Origin of the sequence: Endozoicomonas sp. 4G (assembly GCF_023822025.1) — a bacterium.
In the GTDB taxonomy this organism is placed as follows: domain Bacteria; phylum Pseudomonadota; class Gammaproteobacteria; order Pseudomonadales; family Endozoicomonadaceae; genus Endozoicomonas_A.
This window is the reverse complement of the sequence record NZ_CP082909.1, coordinates 2,998,031-3,015,132: the sequence shown is the minus strand read 5'-3', so window position 1 is coordinate 3,015,132 and position 17,102 is coordinate 2,998,031. Positions and strand designations below refer to the sequence as shown.

Annotated in this window: 10 protein-coding genes; 4 read left to right on the top strand and 6 right to left on the bottom strand. The window is 49.7% G+C overall.

Annotation, left to right across the window (positions count from 1 at the left end; translation table 11 throughout):
• The first annotated feature begins 24 nt into the window (after positions 1–24).
• The 4 genes from K7B67_RS11725 (at position 25) to K7B67_RS11710 (ending at position 9,876) form a co-directional block, all read left to right on the top strand.
• Complete coding sequence (locus tag K7B67_RS11725) at positions 25–3,615, top strand: DUF4116 domain-containing protein (RefSeq protein ID WP_252176067.1); 3,591 nt, start codon at positions 25–27, stop codon at positions 3,613–3,615.
• A 148-nt stretch (positions 3,616–3,763) separates the two neighbouring features.
• Positions 3,764–8,236, top strand: a complete 4,473-nt coding sequence (locus tag K7B67_RS11720) for a DUF4116 domain-containing protein (protein ID WP_252176066.1) — start codon at positions 3,764–3,766, stop codon at positions 8,234–8,236.
• 94 nt (positions 8,237–8,330) lie between these two features.
• On the top strand, positions 8,331–9,443 hold the full coding sequence (dinB, locus tag K7B67_RS11715) for a DNA polymerase IV (RefSeq protein ID WP_252176065.1): 1,113 nt from the start codon (positions 8,331–8,333) through the stop codon (positions 9,441–9,443).
• A gap of 40 nt (positions 9,444–9,483) precedes the next feature.
• A complete protein-coding gene (locus K7B67_RS11710) occupies positions 9,484–9,876 on the top strand; it encodes a DUF2721 domain-containing protein (protein ID WP_252176064.1) in 393 nt (130 codons plus the stop codon).
• Here K7B67_RS11710 and K7B67_RS11705 read toward each other — a convergent pair.
• From K7B67_RS11705 to K7B67_RS11680, 6 genes are all read right to left on the bottom strand, one after another.
• Entirely contained in the window at positions 9,852–10,475 is a 624-nt protein-coding gene (locus tag K7B67_RS11705; RefSeq protein ID WP_252176063.1) for a paraquat-inducible protein A, read from the bottom strand. The two genes, K7B67_RS11710 and K7B67_RS11705, sit on opposite strands and share 25 nt — an antisense overlap.
• An 85-nt stretch (positions 10,476–10,560) precedes the next feature.
• Complete coding sequence (recJ, locus tag K7B67_RS11700) at positions 10,561–12,279, bottom strand: single-stranded-DNA-specific exonuclease RecJ (protein ID WP_252176062.1); 1,719 nt, start codon at positions 12,277–12,279, stop codon at positions 10,561–10,563.
• A 126-nt stretch (positions 12,280–12,405) separates the two neighbouring features.
• Positions 12,406–13,812 (bottom strand): threonine synthase, encoded by a 1,407-nt coding sequence (thrC, locus tag K7B67_RS11695; RefSeq protein WP_252180508.1) that lies wholly within the window; start codon positions 13,810–13,812, stop codon positions 12,406–12,408.
• A gap of 56 nt (positions 13,813–13,868) precedes the next feature.
• Positions 13,869–15,170, bottom strand: a complete 1,302-nt coding sequence (locus tag K7B67_RS11690) for a homoserine dehydrogenase (RefSeq protein WP_252180507.1) — start codon at positions 15,168–15,170, stop codon at positions 13,869–13,871.
• Between the two features lie 163 nt (positions 15,171–15,333).
• The gene (locus K7B67_RS11685; RefSeq protein ID WP_252180506.1) at positions 15,334–15,609 is read right to left on the bottom strand and encodes a type II toxin-antitoxin system HicB family antitoxin; all 276 of its coding nucleotides are present in this window, start codon (positions 15,607–15,609) and stop codon (positions 15,334–15,336) included.
• 256 nt (positions 15,610–15,865) lie between these two features.
• On the bottom strand, positions 15,866–16,693 hold the full coding sequence (locus K7B67_RS11680; RefSeq protein WP_252180505.1) for a DsbC family protein: 828 nt from the start codon (positions 16,691–16,693) through the stop codon (positions 15,866–15,868).
• Between the last annotated feature and the right edge of the window lie 409 nt (positions 16,694–17,102).

Here is a 17,102-nt window from a genome sequence, read left to right as displayed (position 1 = left end):
CATTAACATGAAAGGGATGTCACAATGTTTAATGCTGGTTTTGGCCAAATCCCAACAACGAATCCAAATCAGGATACTTGGTCTGGCAGTCCAGCCAACCGACCTGAAAGTGAATCCAAAAGACATTTCGATTGTCTTGATCCCAGTGGCGCTGCAACCATCCAAACGCCTTTAGCCAAGCGTCTCTGTCGTTTATCTGTTTCAGATCAGGCTGGCACACTCCGGGAACAACTTGGGGGCAAGGGAATGTTTTTGCAGCGCATGAAGGACGCTGGTTTGAATGTTCCACCGTTTCAATGTGTGACAACCCAAGTCGTGAAGGCGCTTGAACAACACCCTCTGAATCTTCATTCTTTAGCTCGCTATCTTCCCGATATCGCCTGTGAGTCAGGTGCGCAGACCAGCCTGGCGCACATCAGGGAATACCTCAATACTTTGCCACCTTCAGAGCATGTCAAAAGAACCGAGGTGCTGAAGGGGCTGGCAGAATTTATTACCAGTGATGACTTTTACCAGCAGATTAAAGACTCTGAAGCGGCCCAACAAATCAGGGAACTGCGTAGTCAGCTGGACAAACCCTCCCTGTCACCGCCGGTTATTGTCCGCAGTTCTGGCATCCATGAAGATAATTACGGCGATGTCCAGGCGGGTAAATACCTGTCTTTAGTGCAAGAAGAAGACGATGTTCTACGAACCTGTCTTAAAGTCATGGCTTCAGGATACCGTCCTGAAGTCTGTCCCGAAGGCATACCGCAACCCATGGCGCTGATCATCCAGGAGTGTGTTGACTGCCAATGTGGCGGGGTCATCATGAGCTTTCAATCTTTTCAGAATCGTAACATCGGGGTTGAATTCACCCGCGGTCAGCCCAGAGGTGTGGTTGCCGGGCTGTCCGGTAACACGCCTCACCGTATTGATATTGCTTATGAGGAAGGCCCTGACAGTTATCAATATTTTCCCGGTGCGATCTCCAGTCACTTTGTCCTGCGCAAAAGCGGTAACGGCTATTCAGAAACAAGAATTGATAATACCGACACTGATAAAGACGACGTTAGTCACTTAGTTACTGATAAAATGGTTTCAGATATCAGGAAGATGGTGATCAAACTGGAAAACTTATTGCGCTGCCCCGTGGATGCGGAGTTTGGCATCAATCCTGAGGGTGAGCTGTGCGTGTTGCAGGCGCGCCCTGTTACCCAGCTCTCTGGTGACATGAACTTTGCCATGCCCATACCCGAAGAGACCATTGCCACAGGTGCGGGTGTCAGCGAAGGTTTTTGCACCGGAACGCTCTGGCTGGCTGTAAAAGGAAAGGCATACGCTATGCCGAAGGGGGCCATTGTGGTTGCTCAACACGCTGAAGACTGGATGCTCGAGCCTCAGTTCCTGAAACGGGTTGGCGGTTTTGTCATTGCCAGAGGAGGATCCAATGACCATTTTGCGATCGGTATGAAACAACAACAAAAAACGTTGATGTTGGCCGGCGATCAGTTTGAGGCTGTGGCTGCTCAGGCAGGCCAACAGGCGACACTGGCCTGCGCTCGTTTTGACGATAAGCCCGGAGCTTTCGTTGTAACCGGTGACATTAGCGGAGAACTGGCCAGTTACAGAAAGCTGTCTTCTGCTGTTTCTGATGTGTCGTTGGCAAAAACTACCACGTTACAGGATGATTGGCTCCCCCATAGATTCATATTGCGTCAGGTCGACAGCTGCTTTGGATGGCTCACGGATCAAAATGCCCGCCTGCTGGCATTTTTTGCCCCCGGTGGCGGACTGGATGGTCTGGCCAACCCGGTAAAACTGAGCATGTCACCACAACGATCCAGGATACTGGCAGAGACTAAAGACTGCGTAAATCAACTGGTTCGTGGGACCGAAGTCCTGTTGGAGGGTTACCGGGCCTTCTTACAGCTGGCGGGCGACAAAGGTTCACCCGAGGTTCAGTTATTGCAGGATGAATTGCCGCAACTGGACAAACGGTTTGAGACGTTGAAAAAGACTATCCAATCAGGGCTGGAGCGTATCATTCCGCCCATGCAAGCTGCTGAAGGAGGGCAGCGATCCCCGGGAGTTTTTCGTCAATGGCTGGCCGATTGCCATAAGCTACAATCCGATCTTCAAGCACTCAACCCCAAGCAAGCTGAGCAAGTCCAAAGTGTCCATGAGCTGATTTTTGCCCTGCATCAGCGCTTTGTAAACGCGCTGGCACCGGTCACTCTGGCTTCGGGCCAGGGCAGGATATCTTCGGAAAACAAAATCACCTATGTCGATTGCACGTCTCCGCGTCATAAGTCGTCGCTGCCGCTATTGACATCATCTGGCAAAGCATCCATCACCCAACTGGGGCTTGAGGGAACTGTCGTCAGTATGAATGATGCCTTGATTGTTAACCTGACACTTGGAAATCATATCAGCGTTATCGAGCTATTGGAGAAGGCAGAGGGAGGAAAAGGACGTACTTTGCGGCTGAAATTTTCTGACCGAATTCGTAGACCTGATGGCACTGATAAACCCGAAAAGCTCAAGCGCATGTGGTTTCTGGTGCAATTACTGAAATCGATCGAACTGGATAAAGATGCTGATAGGATGAAGGTAAGTTGCAACGCTGTAGCGGGTGGAATTATTGTCGAATGCCCCGGAATGACATCACTTGAAAGCATGCAGAATGCTTTTGAGAAACTGATGACGGCGTTAGGTGCTGTGAACGATCTCGATATCAATTTCAACAAAATAGACGTTTTTGACGGGGATCAATGGAACTTTAACTTGCTTGCACAGCGCCTTGATAGCGATTCTGCGATAGAAGCGAATAGATTTTCCTTTCAACATTGTCTTTTTTCAATGTTTCATGGGAGCGGTTTTTGTATTACTCCCGCTTGCTGCAAGCTATTAAGCAACCAACACCAACAGTTTATTCATCATGTCCAACAGTTAGCAAAGTGCCAGGAAAAATTGGAAGATCATCTTCGGGAAATGTTAATGAGTGATAAGATCGCTGAGGACATCCGTAGAGAGCTCTTACATCATGCTTTATTGGTACAAAATATAAACAACTTTGCCCAGTTGGTTGAGTGTATCTATCCCCATTTGGAAGGTGAATACTATATTATCAGACGATCTTACGGTGTCAGTCTGGAGTTTGAGGTTCCACCAGGTCAGTTGCTTGGGGATCATAAAGAAAAGCTTAGGGATGCCCTGGTGAAGCATGGACTGAAATATGCCAGCCAACCGGTTCGAGATGATAAAGACCTTGTATTAGCAGCTATTGCAAAACATCCTCGTGACCTGAAATATCTGAGTCAAACACTGAAGAATGATGACCATGTTGTTCTGGCCGCAGTCACTCAAGAGGGTAGTCTGATAGGATATGCCAGTGAGAGACTTCGGGATAATGAAACCCTTGTCAAGACCGCTGTCGCGGGTGATCTAATCGCTCTAAGGTATGCCAGTGAAAGAATTCGGGGCGATAAAAAGATTATTCTGGGCTTAATTCAAAATAATCCTCTGGTTTTCACTTGTGTTGGTCAGGACCTTAAAGATTATGACTTTATCCAATCAGCAATCGACATAAATCCCGAAGTTCGTAAATACGTTCCTAAACCCGCGAATTATTAATATTGTTGATTCAAAGGAGAGGGAAGTCTATGCCCGTGGCGTTCCGACCATCCAAACGCCTTTAGCCCAGGTCACTGTCGTTAAAAAAAACACTCATGGGATATTTGATCTATGCTTCACCGCTTAACAATAATTGAGAATCAAGACATTGGAACGATTACCGAGGTCTCTATTCTTTTTCTTGCTTTTCATGGCTTCGGTGGAGGCACAAATTCCTGAAGGGTTGACTGCGTACCCTCTGCCAGGCCAAGCCTCCGCTATCACAGGGTCTCTGGTGACACTGGGGGCACTGGCACTCAGGCAGCAAACCTGGCAGCCACTTCCTTACCATCCGGAAAAAGGTACCGGACCGGGGCCAGGCAATCATCCGTTTCTTCACGTTTCATCGGATGGTCCTTTTATTATCAGTGGCACAGAACCTATGCCCGGCGAGCATACATTTTGTCAGCCTATAGACACTGCTGAGAACAGAAGCTGGCAATGCTTTGGTATGGAGTCCATAACCAGCGTCACGCTCGACACCCAACAGCCTCTCCACCTGAAAACCCATCGTTACCAGAGCACTGTCCTACGCTATAGCCATGAACCCAAGCTGACATTTCCGGAATACGATCTGCCCGATTACCGGATTTTTTTACAAAGACAGCAAGCTGAAATGGAGCGGATTCATAAAATCGCCGTCGAAGAGCTAGCCATGGGCAGGGTGAAGATCAGGATCGCCGAAGCAGCAACAGACGCAGACACTGCCCGAAAAGTGTACATTGCAAAAACCAACGGAATCACTGTCAGAGAGCAAAAAGACATAGAGCAGGAAGCTGAACGCCACCGTGAAGATGCTCACGTCCAGTCAGACGACTCTGTTGTACCATTGGATATTGATCTTCCTGACGGTACTGTCCTGTGTCTGGCATCAACCAGAAAAGCCTGTCAGGAGGTTCTGTCTAAAATAGTCAGCTGCCCAAATTCTGAACCAGGCTCAACCCGTGAAAACACCAGTGCCCCATCGCAAGAGGGTGGATCAAAGACCCAAAACCCGCCACCGAATCCAAATCAGAATACCCAGTCTAGTAGTGCATCCAAAAGACATTTTGATTCTTCTGGTGGCGTTCCGACTATTCAAACGCCTTTAGCCAAGCGTCTCTGTCGTTTGTCTGTTTCAGATCAGGTTGGCACACTCCGGGAACAACTTGGCGGCAAGGGAATGTTTTTGCAGCGGATGAAGGACGCCGGTCTGAATGTTCCACCGTTTCAATGTGTGACCACCCAGGTTGTGAAGGCGCTTGAACAACACCCTCTGAATCCTCATTCTTTAGCTCGCTATCTTCCCGATATCGCCTGTGAGCTGGGGGCGCAGACCAGCCTGGCGCACATCAGGGGATACCTCAATACTTTGCTACCTTCAGAACACGTCAAAAGAACCGAGGTGCTGAAGGGGCTGGCGGAATTTATTGTCAGTGATGACTTTTACCAGCAGGTTAAAGAGTCTGAAGCAGCCCAACAAATCAGGGATCTGCGTAGTCAGCTAGACAAACCCTCCCAGTCACCGCCGGTTATCGTCCGCAGTTCTGGCATCCATGAAGATAATTACGGCGATGCCCAGGCGGGTAAATACCTGTCGTTAGTGCAAGAAGAAGACGATGTTCTACGAACTTGCCTCAAGGTTATGGCTTCAGGCTACCGTCCTGAAGTTTGTCCCGAAGGCATACCGCAACCCATGGCACTGATCATTCAGGAGTGTATTGACTGCCAATGCGGCGGAGTCATCATGAGCTTTCAATCTTTTCAGAATCGTAACATCGGGGTTGAATTCACCCGCGGTCAGCCCAGAGGTGTGGTTGCCGGGCAGTCCGGTAACACGCCTCACCGTATTGATATTGCTTATGAGGAAGGCCCTGACAGCTATCAATACTTTCCCGGTGCGATCTCAAGTCACTATGTCTTGCGTAAGAGCAATAACGGCTATTCAGAAACAAGAATTGATAATACCGACACTCAGAAAGACGACGTTAGTCACTTAGTCACTGATAAAATGGTTTCAGATATCAGGGAGATGGTGACTAAACTGGAAAACTTATTGCGCTGCCCCGTGGATGCGGAGTTTGGCATCAATCCTGAGGGTGAGCTGTGCGTGTTGCAGGCGCGCCCTGTTACCCAGCTCTCTGGCGACATGAACTTTGCCATGCCCATACCCGAAGAGGCCATTGCCACAGGTGCGGGCGTCAGTGAAGGCTTTTGCACCGGAACAGTCTGGCTGGCTGACAAAGGAAAGGCAGACACCATGCCGGAGGGAGCCATTGTCGTAGCTGACCACATTGAAGACTGGATGCTTGATCCTGAGTTCCTGAAACGGGTTGGCGGTATTGTCATTGCCAGAGGAGGATCCAATGATCATTTTGCGATCGGTATGAAACAACAACAAAAAACGTTGATGCTGGCCGGTGATCAGTTTGAGGCTGTGGCTGCTCAGGCAGGCCAACAGGCGACACTGGCCTGCGCTCGGTTTAACGACGAGCCCGGTGCCTTTATTGTTGCCGGTGACATTAGCGGACAACTGGCGACTTTCAGAAAGCTATCCTCCCCATTTGATGTGCCACAAACCAAAGCCGTCCCCTCGCGGGATGATTTATCCTTTCCCGAAGGCACATTCCTTGAGGTTGCCAGCGGTTTCCAATGGCTCACGGATCAAAATGCCCGCCTGCTGGCATTTTTTGCCCCCGGTGGTGGACTGGATTGTCTGGCCAATCCGGTAAAACTGAGCATGTCGCCACAACGATCCAGGATACTGGCAGAGACTAAAGACAACGTAAAGCGGCTGGTTCACGGGGCCCAGGCCCTGTTGCAGGGTTACCGGGCCTTCTTAAAGCTGGCGGGTGAGAAAGGCTCATCCGAGGTTCAGTTATTGCGGGATGAATTGCCGCAACTGATCAGTCGTTTCGAAAGGCTGAAACGGATCATCCGATCTGGACGGCAGTGTATTAGTATTCCTCCTCAGCAATCCCGTACAGAAGGGCTGCTATCGTTTCGTGCTTGGTTGGCAGTCTGCCATCTGCTGCAATCCGTTCTTCAAGCACTCAACCCCAAGGAAGCTGAGCAGGTTCGGAGTGTCCATGAGCTGATTTTTGCCCTGCACCAGCGCTTTGTAAACGCACTGGCACCGGTTACTCTGGATTCGGGGCAGGGCAAGATATTCACTGTAGATAAGATTACTTATGTTGATTGCACGACTCCGGGTAAAAAGGCATCGCTTTTGAGTTGTATAGGCGAGATATATATCAATAAATTACAGTGTTCAGGAACTGTCGTCAGTATGGACGATGCCTTGATTGTCAACCTGAAGCTTGGCGCTCATATGAGTCTTATCGAGCTGCTTGAAGATGCGGAGGGTGGGAAGGGACGAACCTTGCGGCTTAGATTTTCTGACAATTTTGATTCTAATGGTAGCAGTCAAAAATCCGGCAAGTTGAAGCGTATGTGGTTTCTGGCGCAGTTACTGAAGGCCATTGAACTGGATAAAGAAGCGGATGGCATGAAGGTCAGTGTCAATCCCGTAGCGGGTGAAATGATTGTCGAATGCCCTCGGGTGAAACTGCGTGAGGCTCTGCAGTATGCCTTTGAAAAACTGATAATAGCGCTACAGACAATGAAAGATCTGGATGTGCTCTTTAATGGATTAGCGATTGTTGAGGGAGACCAGTGGAGCTTTAACTTGCTTGAGCAACGCCTTAATAGCGATACTGCGACCCAAGCCCATAGATTCGCCTTTCAACATTGCCTTTTCAGAATGGTAAACACTAACGATTGTGACATTACTCCTGATTGCTACCAGCTTTTAAGCAATGATCAACAGCAGTTTGTTGACCATAGTCGGTGGTTAATAAAATCGAAGGACAATCTTGGGGAATGGTTAAGGAGTGATAAGATCGCTGAGGACGCCCGCAGAGAGTTCTTTTATCATTTTTTACTGTCAGATATCGATAGGGCTATGCCTTGGCTTGAGCTTGTCTATCCCCATTTGAAGGATGAATACTTTGTTATCGAGCAATCCTGCAGTGACAGCCTGAAGTTTTATATTCCACCAGGTCAGCCGTCTGGGGAGCATAAAGAAAAGATCAGGAATTTCTTGCGCCAGCATGGGCTGAAGTATGCCAGCCCACGGGTTAGAAACGATAAAGGCCTTGTATTAGAAGCCGTTGCAAAACATCGCATGGATCTGCAATACGTTAGTGAAGGGCTAAAGGATGATGAAGATGTCGTCCTGGCCGCAGTCAATCGAAATGGCAGACAGCTAGAATATGCCAGCCAGAGGCTTCGGGATAATGAAAACATTGTAAAGGCTGCTCTCGCAGATTATCCAGGAGCTATGCGTTATGCAGGTGAAGGAATCCGGGACGATAAAGACATTGTTAAAATGGCCGCTACTGATCAGATTTACAACTTATCATTGGCCAGCAAAACGCTGTTGAGTGATCGCGAGTATATGCTGGGCTTAATTCGTATGAATGCTTATGCTTTTAATTTCGCTGCTCCTGAGCTTAAAGCTGATCAGCTCTTTGTCGCGTCTGCACTTCGAATGAACTCCATGGTTAAACTTTACCTCAAGAAAGTACCTCCTAAAACATGAGCATACCTAAATCTGATAACGTGATTGAATTGATCTTGATTAATCATTATAAAAAGCAGTAATTAATTGTCTTTTCGAGCATTTCATACACACTATGCCAGACCCGAATCCATCCGTTCAGCGAAAAATTCTCCACGTTGATGCAGATGCTTTCTACTGCTCTGTAGAGGAGAGGGATGACCCCACGTTAAAAGGCAAGGCCTTTGCTGTGGGTGGAAAGGCTGAACGTCGAGGCGTCATAGCCACATGCAGCTATGCCGCCCGAAAGTCAGGCGTGCATTCTGCCATGGCCTCTTATCAGGCACTCAGGCTTTGCCCTGAGTTGATTATTTTGCCTGCCCGGTTTGACGTTTATAAAGCGGCTTCACGACAGATGCATACTATTTTTCATCGTTACACTGAGATGATTGAACCGCTGTCGCTGGATGAGGCCTATCTGGACGTTTCCCAGTCCAGTCACTGCAAAGGCAGTGGTACGCTGATGGCCCGTGAAATTATGAAATCGGTGCGGGAAGAGGTGGGTATCACTGTTTCCGTTGGTGTAGCTCCCAACAAGTTTCTGGCCAAGGTGGCATCGGACTGGAATAAGCCAAACGGTCTTTGTGTGATCACGCCCGATCAGGTCCAGGATTTTGTTTTTGAATTACCCGTAGAGAAGCTACACGGCGTTGGTAAGGTGACTGCGCAAAAGCTCCATAGCAAAGGGATTATGACCTGTGGCATGTTGCGACAATACTCCCCGGTTGAGTTATGCCGTTGGTTTGGTCGTTTCGGTGAGCGTCTCTGGGAGCTTTCCAGAGGGGTGGATAATCGGGCGCTGGAGCCGGATAGAAGACGCAAGTCGTTATCGGTTGAACACACGTTTGATGAAGATTTGCAGGATGAGCCGTCGATACTGACTCAGGTTAAGCCTCTGATTGAGGATTTGTCGCGACGTTTTCAAACCATAAAGAATGAATATTCGGTCACCAGACGCTTTGTCAAAGTGAAGTTCAATGATTTCACCCAGACCACGCTTGAGGAAATGGTAGAGCGTGAAGACCAGACGCCGGAAGCACATTTTCGGGAATTGCTGATTCGGGCCTGGCAGAGGGGGAGGAATAAGCCTGTACGCTTACTGGGAGTAGGAGTAAGGCTGCTGGATCTGAGAACCTCCGGGCAAATGCAGCAGCTGGAGCTGTTTGAACGCAGGGGCAGAAGGATATAAAATGGCGTCTCCCTCAACATTCAATCTCAGATAAGGACCTATGGAGCTGAATCTAACTACTCCCGCTTTGCTGTTTCCAGCTATTTCTCTGTTATTCCTTTCCTATACCAACAAGTTCCTGGCTCTGGCTTCATTGATCAGGAACCTTCATGGTGAGTTTAAGAAGCATCCGGATAACCTTCACATCAAAGAGCAGATGAAAAGCCTTCGACGGCGCATGGTATTGGTCAAACACATGCAGGGGGCCGGGATAATCAGCTTTATCTTCTGTGTTCTGGTGATGTTTCTCCTTCACCTGGGTCAATATCAAGTGGGTTTTATCATTTTTGGTATTAGCCTGTTTGTTTTATTGATTTCCCTGATCATCTGCCTGGCCGAGATAAAAATTTCCATCGATGCCCTGGAGCTTCAGGTAAGTGAGATGGAAGATTGAGCATCTTTTAACAACCATTGCCCTGCCAGCCCTGAAACCAGGCAGTAGGCGACAAACCAGTAAAATCCGGAATGCAGCTCTGCCTGAAAGTTCAGCAGAGCGTTTTCGGACGCAGCGGCGTCTGCAGCCAGCATGGCAATAAGAACGCCCATGGCGAAGACATCGGCCATTGACCATTTACCGAGCACCGCATTTACTTTGAGTGCGATCGTTCGGGATGATGGATGGCAGGATGCCAGCAGGAGCAAGCTTTTGATGGCAGGAATCAGGACACTGAAAGTAAGAATCAGAATGGCTACCAATGGGTAGCCAAAATTCCAGAGATCGCTGGCCGTGCCCAGAATGCTTCGGGTTTTGTCATAAACCCGGCTCTGGCCTTCGACCTTCAGGTTAGACAGGAACTGGTTGGCCATGGACAGCAGGGCAGGGTGCATGGACTGTTGTTCCATAATTTTCTGGCCTTCCTTGACCAGGGCCTGGCGGTTCATATCCGCCTGAAGTGTGATCAGGGGCTGGGTAATCCCGGGGATCAATAATCCCAGGGAAATGATTAACGCAATAAGTGGGGCAGCGATGCCGGACATTCGGGACTCAGTCATTGTTTTTTGTGTCTTCTTCTGGAAACAGTTCTGGAGTCACCAAAATAGTTTAGAAATCAGCAAAGGGCAATGATGATCTGAACGCTCAGGCTGATTCAAGGTGATCAACAATCAGCTGAAGGTTCTGTTGGCCGCGAAAGTCGTTGATGTCCAGTTTATAAACGACATTCACTGATTTTATGTTCTGGTTTGGCCAGAGTCCGGGGTCAATGTTAAAGGCAATGGCGTCCACATAATAGTCTGAGGAAGGCAGCTTGAGCACCATTTTCAGATGTTTCTGGCCTACCAGCTTCTGCTGAATAATCTGAAAGCGACCATCGAACGAAGGTTCCGGGAAATTCTGCCCCCATGGCCCGCTGTCCCGTAGCAGTTGGGCTGTATCCATCGTCAGTTCGGAAACACCCAGTTCACCGTCGGTATGGATCTCTGCTTCAAGCTGCTCAGCAGAGAGTTCCTGCTTAACGATCCGGTCAAAGGCTGTTGAGAACGCTTCAAAATCTTTTTTATAAATGCTCAGACCTGCGGCCATGGCATGGCCGCCGAATTTGATGATCAGGCCGGGGTTTTCCCGGGCAACACTGTCCAGGGCATCACGCATATGCAGACCTTTTATGGATCTTGCGGAACCTTTGATTTCGCCATTGTCTGCCTCGGCAAAGGCAATCACCGGGCGGTGCAGCTTCTCTTTCACCCTTGAGGCCAGAATGCCTACTACTCCCTGATGCCAGCCTTCCTGAAAAAGAGTGACCCCCCAGGGCAGGTCGGAATGTTGATCCAGTTCTAAACTGGACAGGTGTCGCATGGCTTCTACCTGCATTCCTGCTTCAATTTCTTTTCTGTCCTGGTTGAGGCTGTCCAGCTCAGCGGCCAATTCCCTTGCTGTTTCGATGCGCTCTGCCAGCAGTAATTCAATACCGGTGGACATATCATCCAGACGCCCTGCCGCATTCAGACGGGGCCCCAGGGCAAATCCCAGGTCGGAAGAAGTCAGGCGGGACTGTTGTCGGCCTGAGACCTCAATCAGCGCCTGAATCCCCGGACGACAGTGTCCTGCACGTATTCTTGCCAGACCCTGATAGGCCAGAATGCGGTTGTTGGCATCAAGACTGACAACATCAGCAATGGTTCCCAAGGCAACAAGATCCAGTAGCTGAAAAGGGTTGAATTCAGTTTTTCCGGTAAACCAGCCCCGCGCCCGCAATTCGGTTCTCAGGGCACAGATAACGTAAAAAATAATGCCCACCCCGGCGGTATTTTTACCGGTAAAAGGGCAGTCAGGCTGATTGGGGTTGACGATAGCATCGGCTTCAGGAAGCTGTTCACCCGCCAGATGGTGATCCGTAACGATCACCTTCCAGCCTTGAGATTTTGCCGCTGCTACGCCTTCTATGCTGGAAATGCCATTGTCGACGGTGACCAGCACGTCTGGCTGATAGTGTTTGGCAACCTGAACAATCTCCGGCGTCAGGCCGTAACCGTATTCAAAGCGGTTTGGTACCAGGTAGTCGGCCACTCCACTCATTTGCCTCAAGGCCAGCACACCCAGCGCACTGCTGGTGGCGCCGTCGCAATCAAAGTCGCCGACGATTAAAATACGCTGTTGTCCACAGACAGCGTCAGCCAGAAGTCTGGCCGCCTTTTCAATATCCTTAAGACTTTTGTAGCTCTGCAGACCTTTCAACTGACGATTGATTTCTGCCGGATGGCTGATCCCCCGGGCACTGTATATACGGGCGAGAAGCGGGTGGATGTCATCCGTTAAAGGAAGAGGATTGCTGGTGCGTCTAACGATTTGAAGCGGCATGAAAATTCTGGACTAACGGCAATGGAAAAGTATTGGTTTACTTTATCACAGAGAGCGTCAGAGCACAGGATTGTTGTTGGCTAAATGAGAGCAGGCAACCAGATAAGTTGCCTGCGGGAAGCTTTATTAGGTCAGATGATTTTGAATAAAACGTTTCACAGCGTTCAGGTCGTTAGGCAGAACCTCATAACGCTCTTCACGATCCAGAAGATCCTTCAGATGATGAGGCCGCTTTGGCGCATCCAGACCGGCTTGTTCAATGGCTTGGGGAAACTTCACCGGGTGGGCGGTGGCCAGCACAACATTGGGAGTACGGCGGTCTGTTGCAACTTCTTCCAGCGCTCTTATAGCGGTCACAGTATGAGGGTCAGCCAGGTATCCGGTGCGATCAAAAATAACTTTGATGGCATCGCAGGTGTCCTGGTTATCAGTACGACTGCTGTCGAATAACTCACGGACTTTCTGCCAGCGTTGTTCTGAAACCGACAGTTTGCCGGTTTCTTCGAAGGTTGCCATCTGTTCTGCCAGGGCGTTACCGTCACGATCCTGAAGGTCAAACAGCAGGCGTTCAAAGTTGCTTGAGACCATGATATCCATACTGGGCGACAGGGTGTGTTCGAGACCCTGTTTGCGGTAATCATTGCTCTGGAAAAAACGGTGCAAAATGTCGTTACGGTTGGTAGCGACAATCAGCTTGTCCACTGGCAGTCCCATACCACGGGCAATGTAACCTGCGAAGATGTCACCGAAGTTACCGGTGGGTACCGAGAAGGAAACCGCTCTGTCCGGGCCACCCAACTCCAATGCTGCATGGAAGTAGTAAACAACCTGGGCCATGATGCGGGCCCAGTTGATGGAATTGACAGCCACCAGGCGGGGCTTTTTCCCTGAAGACTCAGGCAGGAAAGACTGATCGGCAAAGCACTGTTTGACCATGGCCTGACAATCATCAAAATTGCCCTGAACGGCAATGTTGTTAACGCTGCTGTCCAGAACAGTAGTCATTTGTCGTCTTTGAAATTCCGAGACTCGCTGGTAGGGATGGAGGATAAAAATATCCATGGCGTCACTGTGGCGACAGCCTTCAATGGCCGCTGAGCCGGTGTCGCCGGAAGTGGCGCCCAGCACCACAGCCCGTTCGCCTCTTTCGGTGAGTGTGTAGTCCAGCAGTCGGCCAAGCAGTTGCAGGGCAAAATCTTTAAAAGCCAGGGTAGGGCCATGGAACAGCTCCATAATCCACTGGTGGCTTTTCAGCTGGGTTAACGGTGCTACGGCTTCGTGGGCAAAGGTCGTGTAGCTGTCATCAATCATTCCCTTCAGTTTGGCGTCAGGAATCTCACCCGCCACAAAAGGTTGGATGACTTCAAAGGCCAGCTCGTTGTAGGGCAGGCCTCTCAGTGAACGGATTTTGTCCTGGTCAAACCGGGGCAGTTCGGCAGGGACGTACAAACCACCATCTTCGGCCAGTCCGGCCAGAAGGACTTCCTGAAAACTCTTTGCTCCGCCCTGTCCCCGGGTGCTGATGTATTTCACGGCTTATTCCATCTAGTGTTTATTCGAAGTTAAAGCTGTCTGGCAAACGACAGTTCTCAGGTCATCGTCTCAACACGAATACGTGTAACAGGTGCCTGGATGTCGATCAGGTCTTCAATTTTAACAATGGCTTGATCCAGTACCGATGATTTTATGGTCTGGGTCAGGATAACAATGTCAGCAAAGCCATCGTTTTCACGGGCCGCTTTCTGAGTGATGGCATCAATATTGATTCCGTGGTTACTGAGAATCCGGGTAATGGCATTCATGACACCAGGGTGATCTTCAGCATGAATACGCAGGTAGTTGGGACTCAGTGTTTCACCAATGGACAGAATCGGAGTGCTTTTTAACGCCTCTTCAGAAAAGCCCAGTGGCTCAGGCGTTGCTTCGGGCGTTGCCAGTGCCCTGGCAATATCCATGATGTCGGCCACCACAGAAGAGGCAGTGGGTTCAGCACCCGCACCGGGTCCGACCATCATGGTTTCACCGATGGCATCGGCATTGATCACCACTGAGTTCAATACTCCGTTGATATTGGCCATTGGGCGGGAAGCTGGAATCAGGGTGGGGTGAACTCTGAGTTCAATACCTGCATCGGTTTGACGGGTAATGCCCAGGTGTTTGATTCGGTAGCCCAGTTCTTGTGCGTATTGAATATCTGCCGGGGTTACACGACTGATGCCTTCCGTATAGGCGCGCTCAAAGTTCAGGGGAATACCAAAGGCAATGGCAGCCATAATGGTCAGCTTATGGCAGGCATCAATGCCTTCTACATCAAAGGTGGGGTCTGCTTCTGCGTATCCCAGCGCCTGGGCTTCGGCCAGTACCTCTGCAAATGAACGATTCTTGTCGCCCATTTCGGTCAGAATAAAATTACCTGTGCCATTGATGATGCCCGCCAGCCAGTTAACCTGGTTACCTGCCAGACCTTCTCTCAGGCATTTGATAACAGGGATACCGCCCGCCACAGCTGCTTCATAGGCGACCACGACCCCCTTTTCACGGGCAGCCTGAAAAATCTCATTGCCATGCTCGGCAATCAGGGCTTTGTTGGCGGTAACAACATGCTTGCCGTGTTGGATCGCGGTGAGAATCAGCTCCTTGGCAACGTCGTAGCCGCCAATGGTTTCAACCAGAATATCCACGTCCGGATTGCGGGCGACATCAAAAATGTCACGGGTGATGGGTGTGGTGGAAGTGTCAGCAGCGGGGTTGTCCCGACGGGCACCAATCTGCTCTACGACAATGGGTCTGCCAGTTCGTGCCGCAATACTGCTGGCATTGCGTGTCAGTACATTAAACGTACCGCTGCCTACGGTGCCCAGGCCACATATTCCTACTTTGACCGGTTTCAAACTGTCATCCCCCGGGAGCTGATTTCAACTCACTGTCTGTTTCGACGGCTTTCAGAACAGAAAGTGCTCTGATTCTTATCAATGGATCGGGGATTATAGCCATAAAGCAGCCTAACCTGCACTCTCACGAAGCTCCTTAATTGCGGCCACCTGCAAAAAGTGGCTACGGCTGGCGTACTCGGGGTGGGAATGGATTTACCAAGGCCCAGACCCAACCGGAATATTCTGAAGCGACTATCAGATCCTCTACGGCACTGGGCTGAGGGGGCAATTCACCGTTTTCCGCCATCAACTCAAGATGTCCTTCAATGGCTTCGACGACATTGGACAGGGCTTCTTCATAACTGTCACCCGCTGAAAAACAACCTTTCAGATCAGGAACAACTACACCAAACGCATAGTCCTCACTACCCACTTCAATTGCGACTGGATATAACATATTTATGCTCCTTGGGGCTATTACGTCACTTCAATGAGTTTGATGTGAACAATCTACGTTCATCCTGAGCGGAGTCGAAGGATGTGGACTCCGAACCAACTGAAGATTGTGCCAACCACCCTTCGACTCCGCTCAGGGTGAACGGAGTTTGGGTGCCATTGATAGAGGGAATCCGTCAATTACATTGAAACTGTGCATTAGTATTAGCTGGTTTAATGGAAAGCGGGCACAGAATCAATCTGTACCCGGCCATTTTCTACTTTTTGGAATCAGGGGCAGGCTCGACAGCAGCTGGAGGAGGTGTAATACCCATCATTCTGGCAAGATCTGCGGCTGGGCGGAAACCGGGTATGGCTTTGCCGTTCTCAAGGAACAGAGCAGGGGTTCCACTCACACCCAGGCTCAGGCCCAGCTGGTACTGTTCTTCAACCAGAGCTTCGCATCGGGTTTTTGCCTTCTCTTCTGCGGAGGCCGTATTGGTCACAGCTTGGCCGTTTTTCAGCTCTGAAAGGGCTTGCTTGCGATCGGGGGCGCACCAGGCTTCCACCATTTTGGCATAGGCAGGAGACTGTTTGCCGCCCCTGGGAAAGGCCAGGTAACGAACTTCTATGCCTAGTTTATTGAGTTCAGAGACTTCCTGATGGAGCTTTCGGCAATAACCGCAATCGACATCAGTAAAGGCATAAATAACGCCTTTGGTTTCTCCCTCGGGTGAAAAGACAACCTGATCTTCTTTCTTCAGAGCCTGTAATTGAGCGGAGAGAGCTTTGTTGCGGATTTCCTCTGTTAAGTTGACGACAGTGCCATCTTTAATTTCCAGCATGTCGCCACGCATCAGGAGTTTGCCAGTGTGATTGGCATAGAAGATACTGCCACCATTCAAGGTTACCCTGAATACCCCCTCCCACTCACTTTGATCAATGCTTTCGATGGGAATGTTTGGATCCAGACCTTGCAGCTCGGTGGTAATGGCAGCCCGGGCTTCTTCAATGGTTTTGTCTGCTAACGGTGCAGCCTGTAAAAAGGGTGCTATCGCCAGAGTGGCAGTGAACATCATAGTGCTTGGAATAGTGCTTAGACGCATAAGTCATCCTCTTGGATTTTGTTTTTTTCTTGACTGCAGTGTGTAGCAAGTCAGGCAGCTACCGCCAATAAGATCGGAGGTTATGGAGCTGAAGTTTAGACTCTTTATCGTGATTGTCAGTTTTAACTGCCAGAATCAGACAATTGAGATCAGGCGCACTGTTAACAGCAGGGTCTGGATGGGCTTTTAGCAAAATCGTCGCAAACCCTCGCCCAATCGGGCGGGGATATAAGACGGGAACGCGAGGAGCGTTCCGGTTGCGTGTTTGTACGGAGTTGGCTATATTCAATCTCGGTCTGTCCCTATGCAGGGACTCACGGTGACGAAAACCAAGCACTGTTAAAAAAAATACATAGCAGAGTTAACTGCTTGTTGGGCTAGAAGACCCGCGAAAGTCGTTATTGAAACG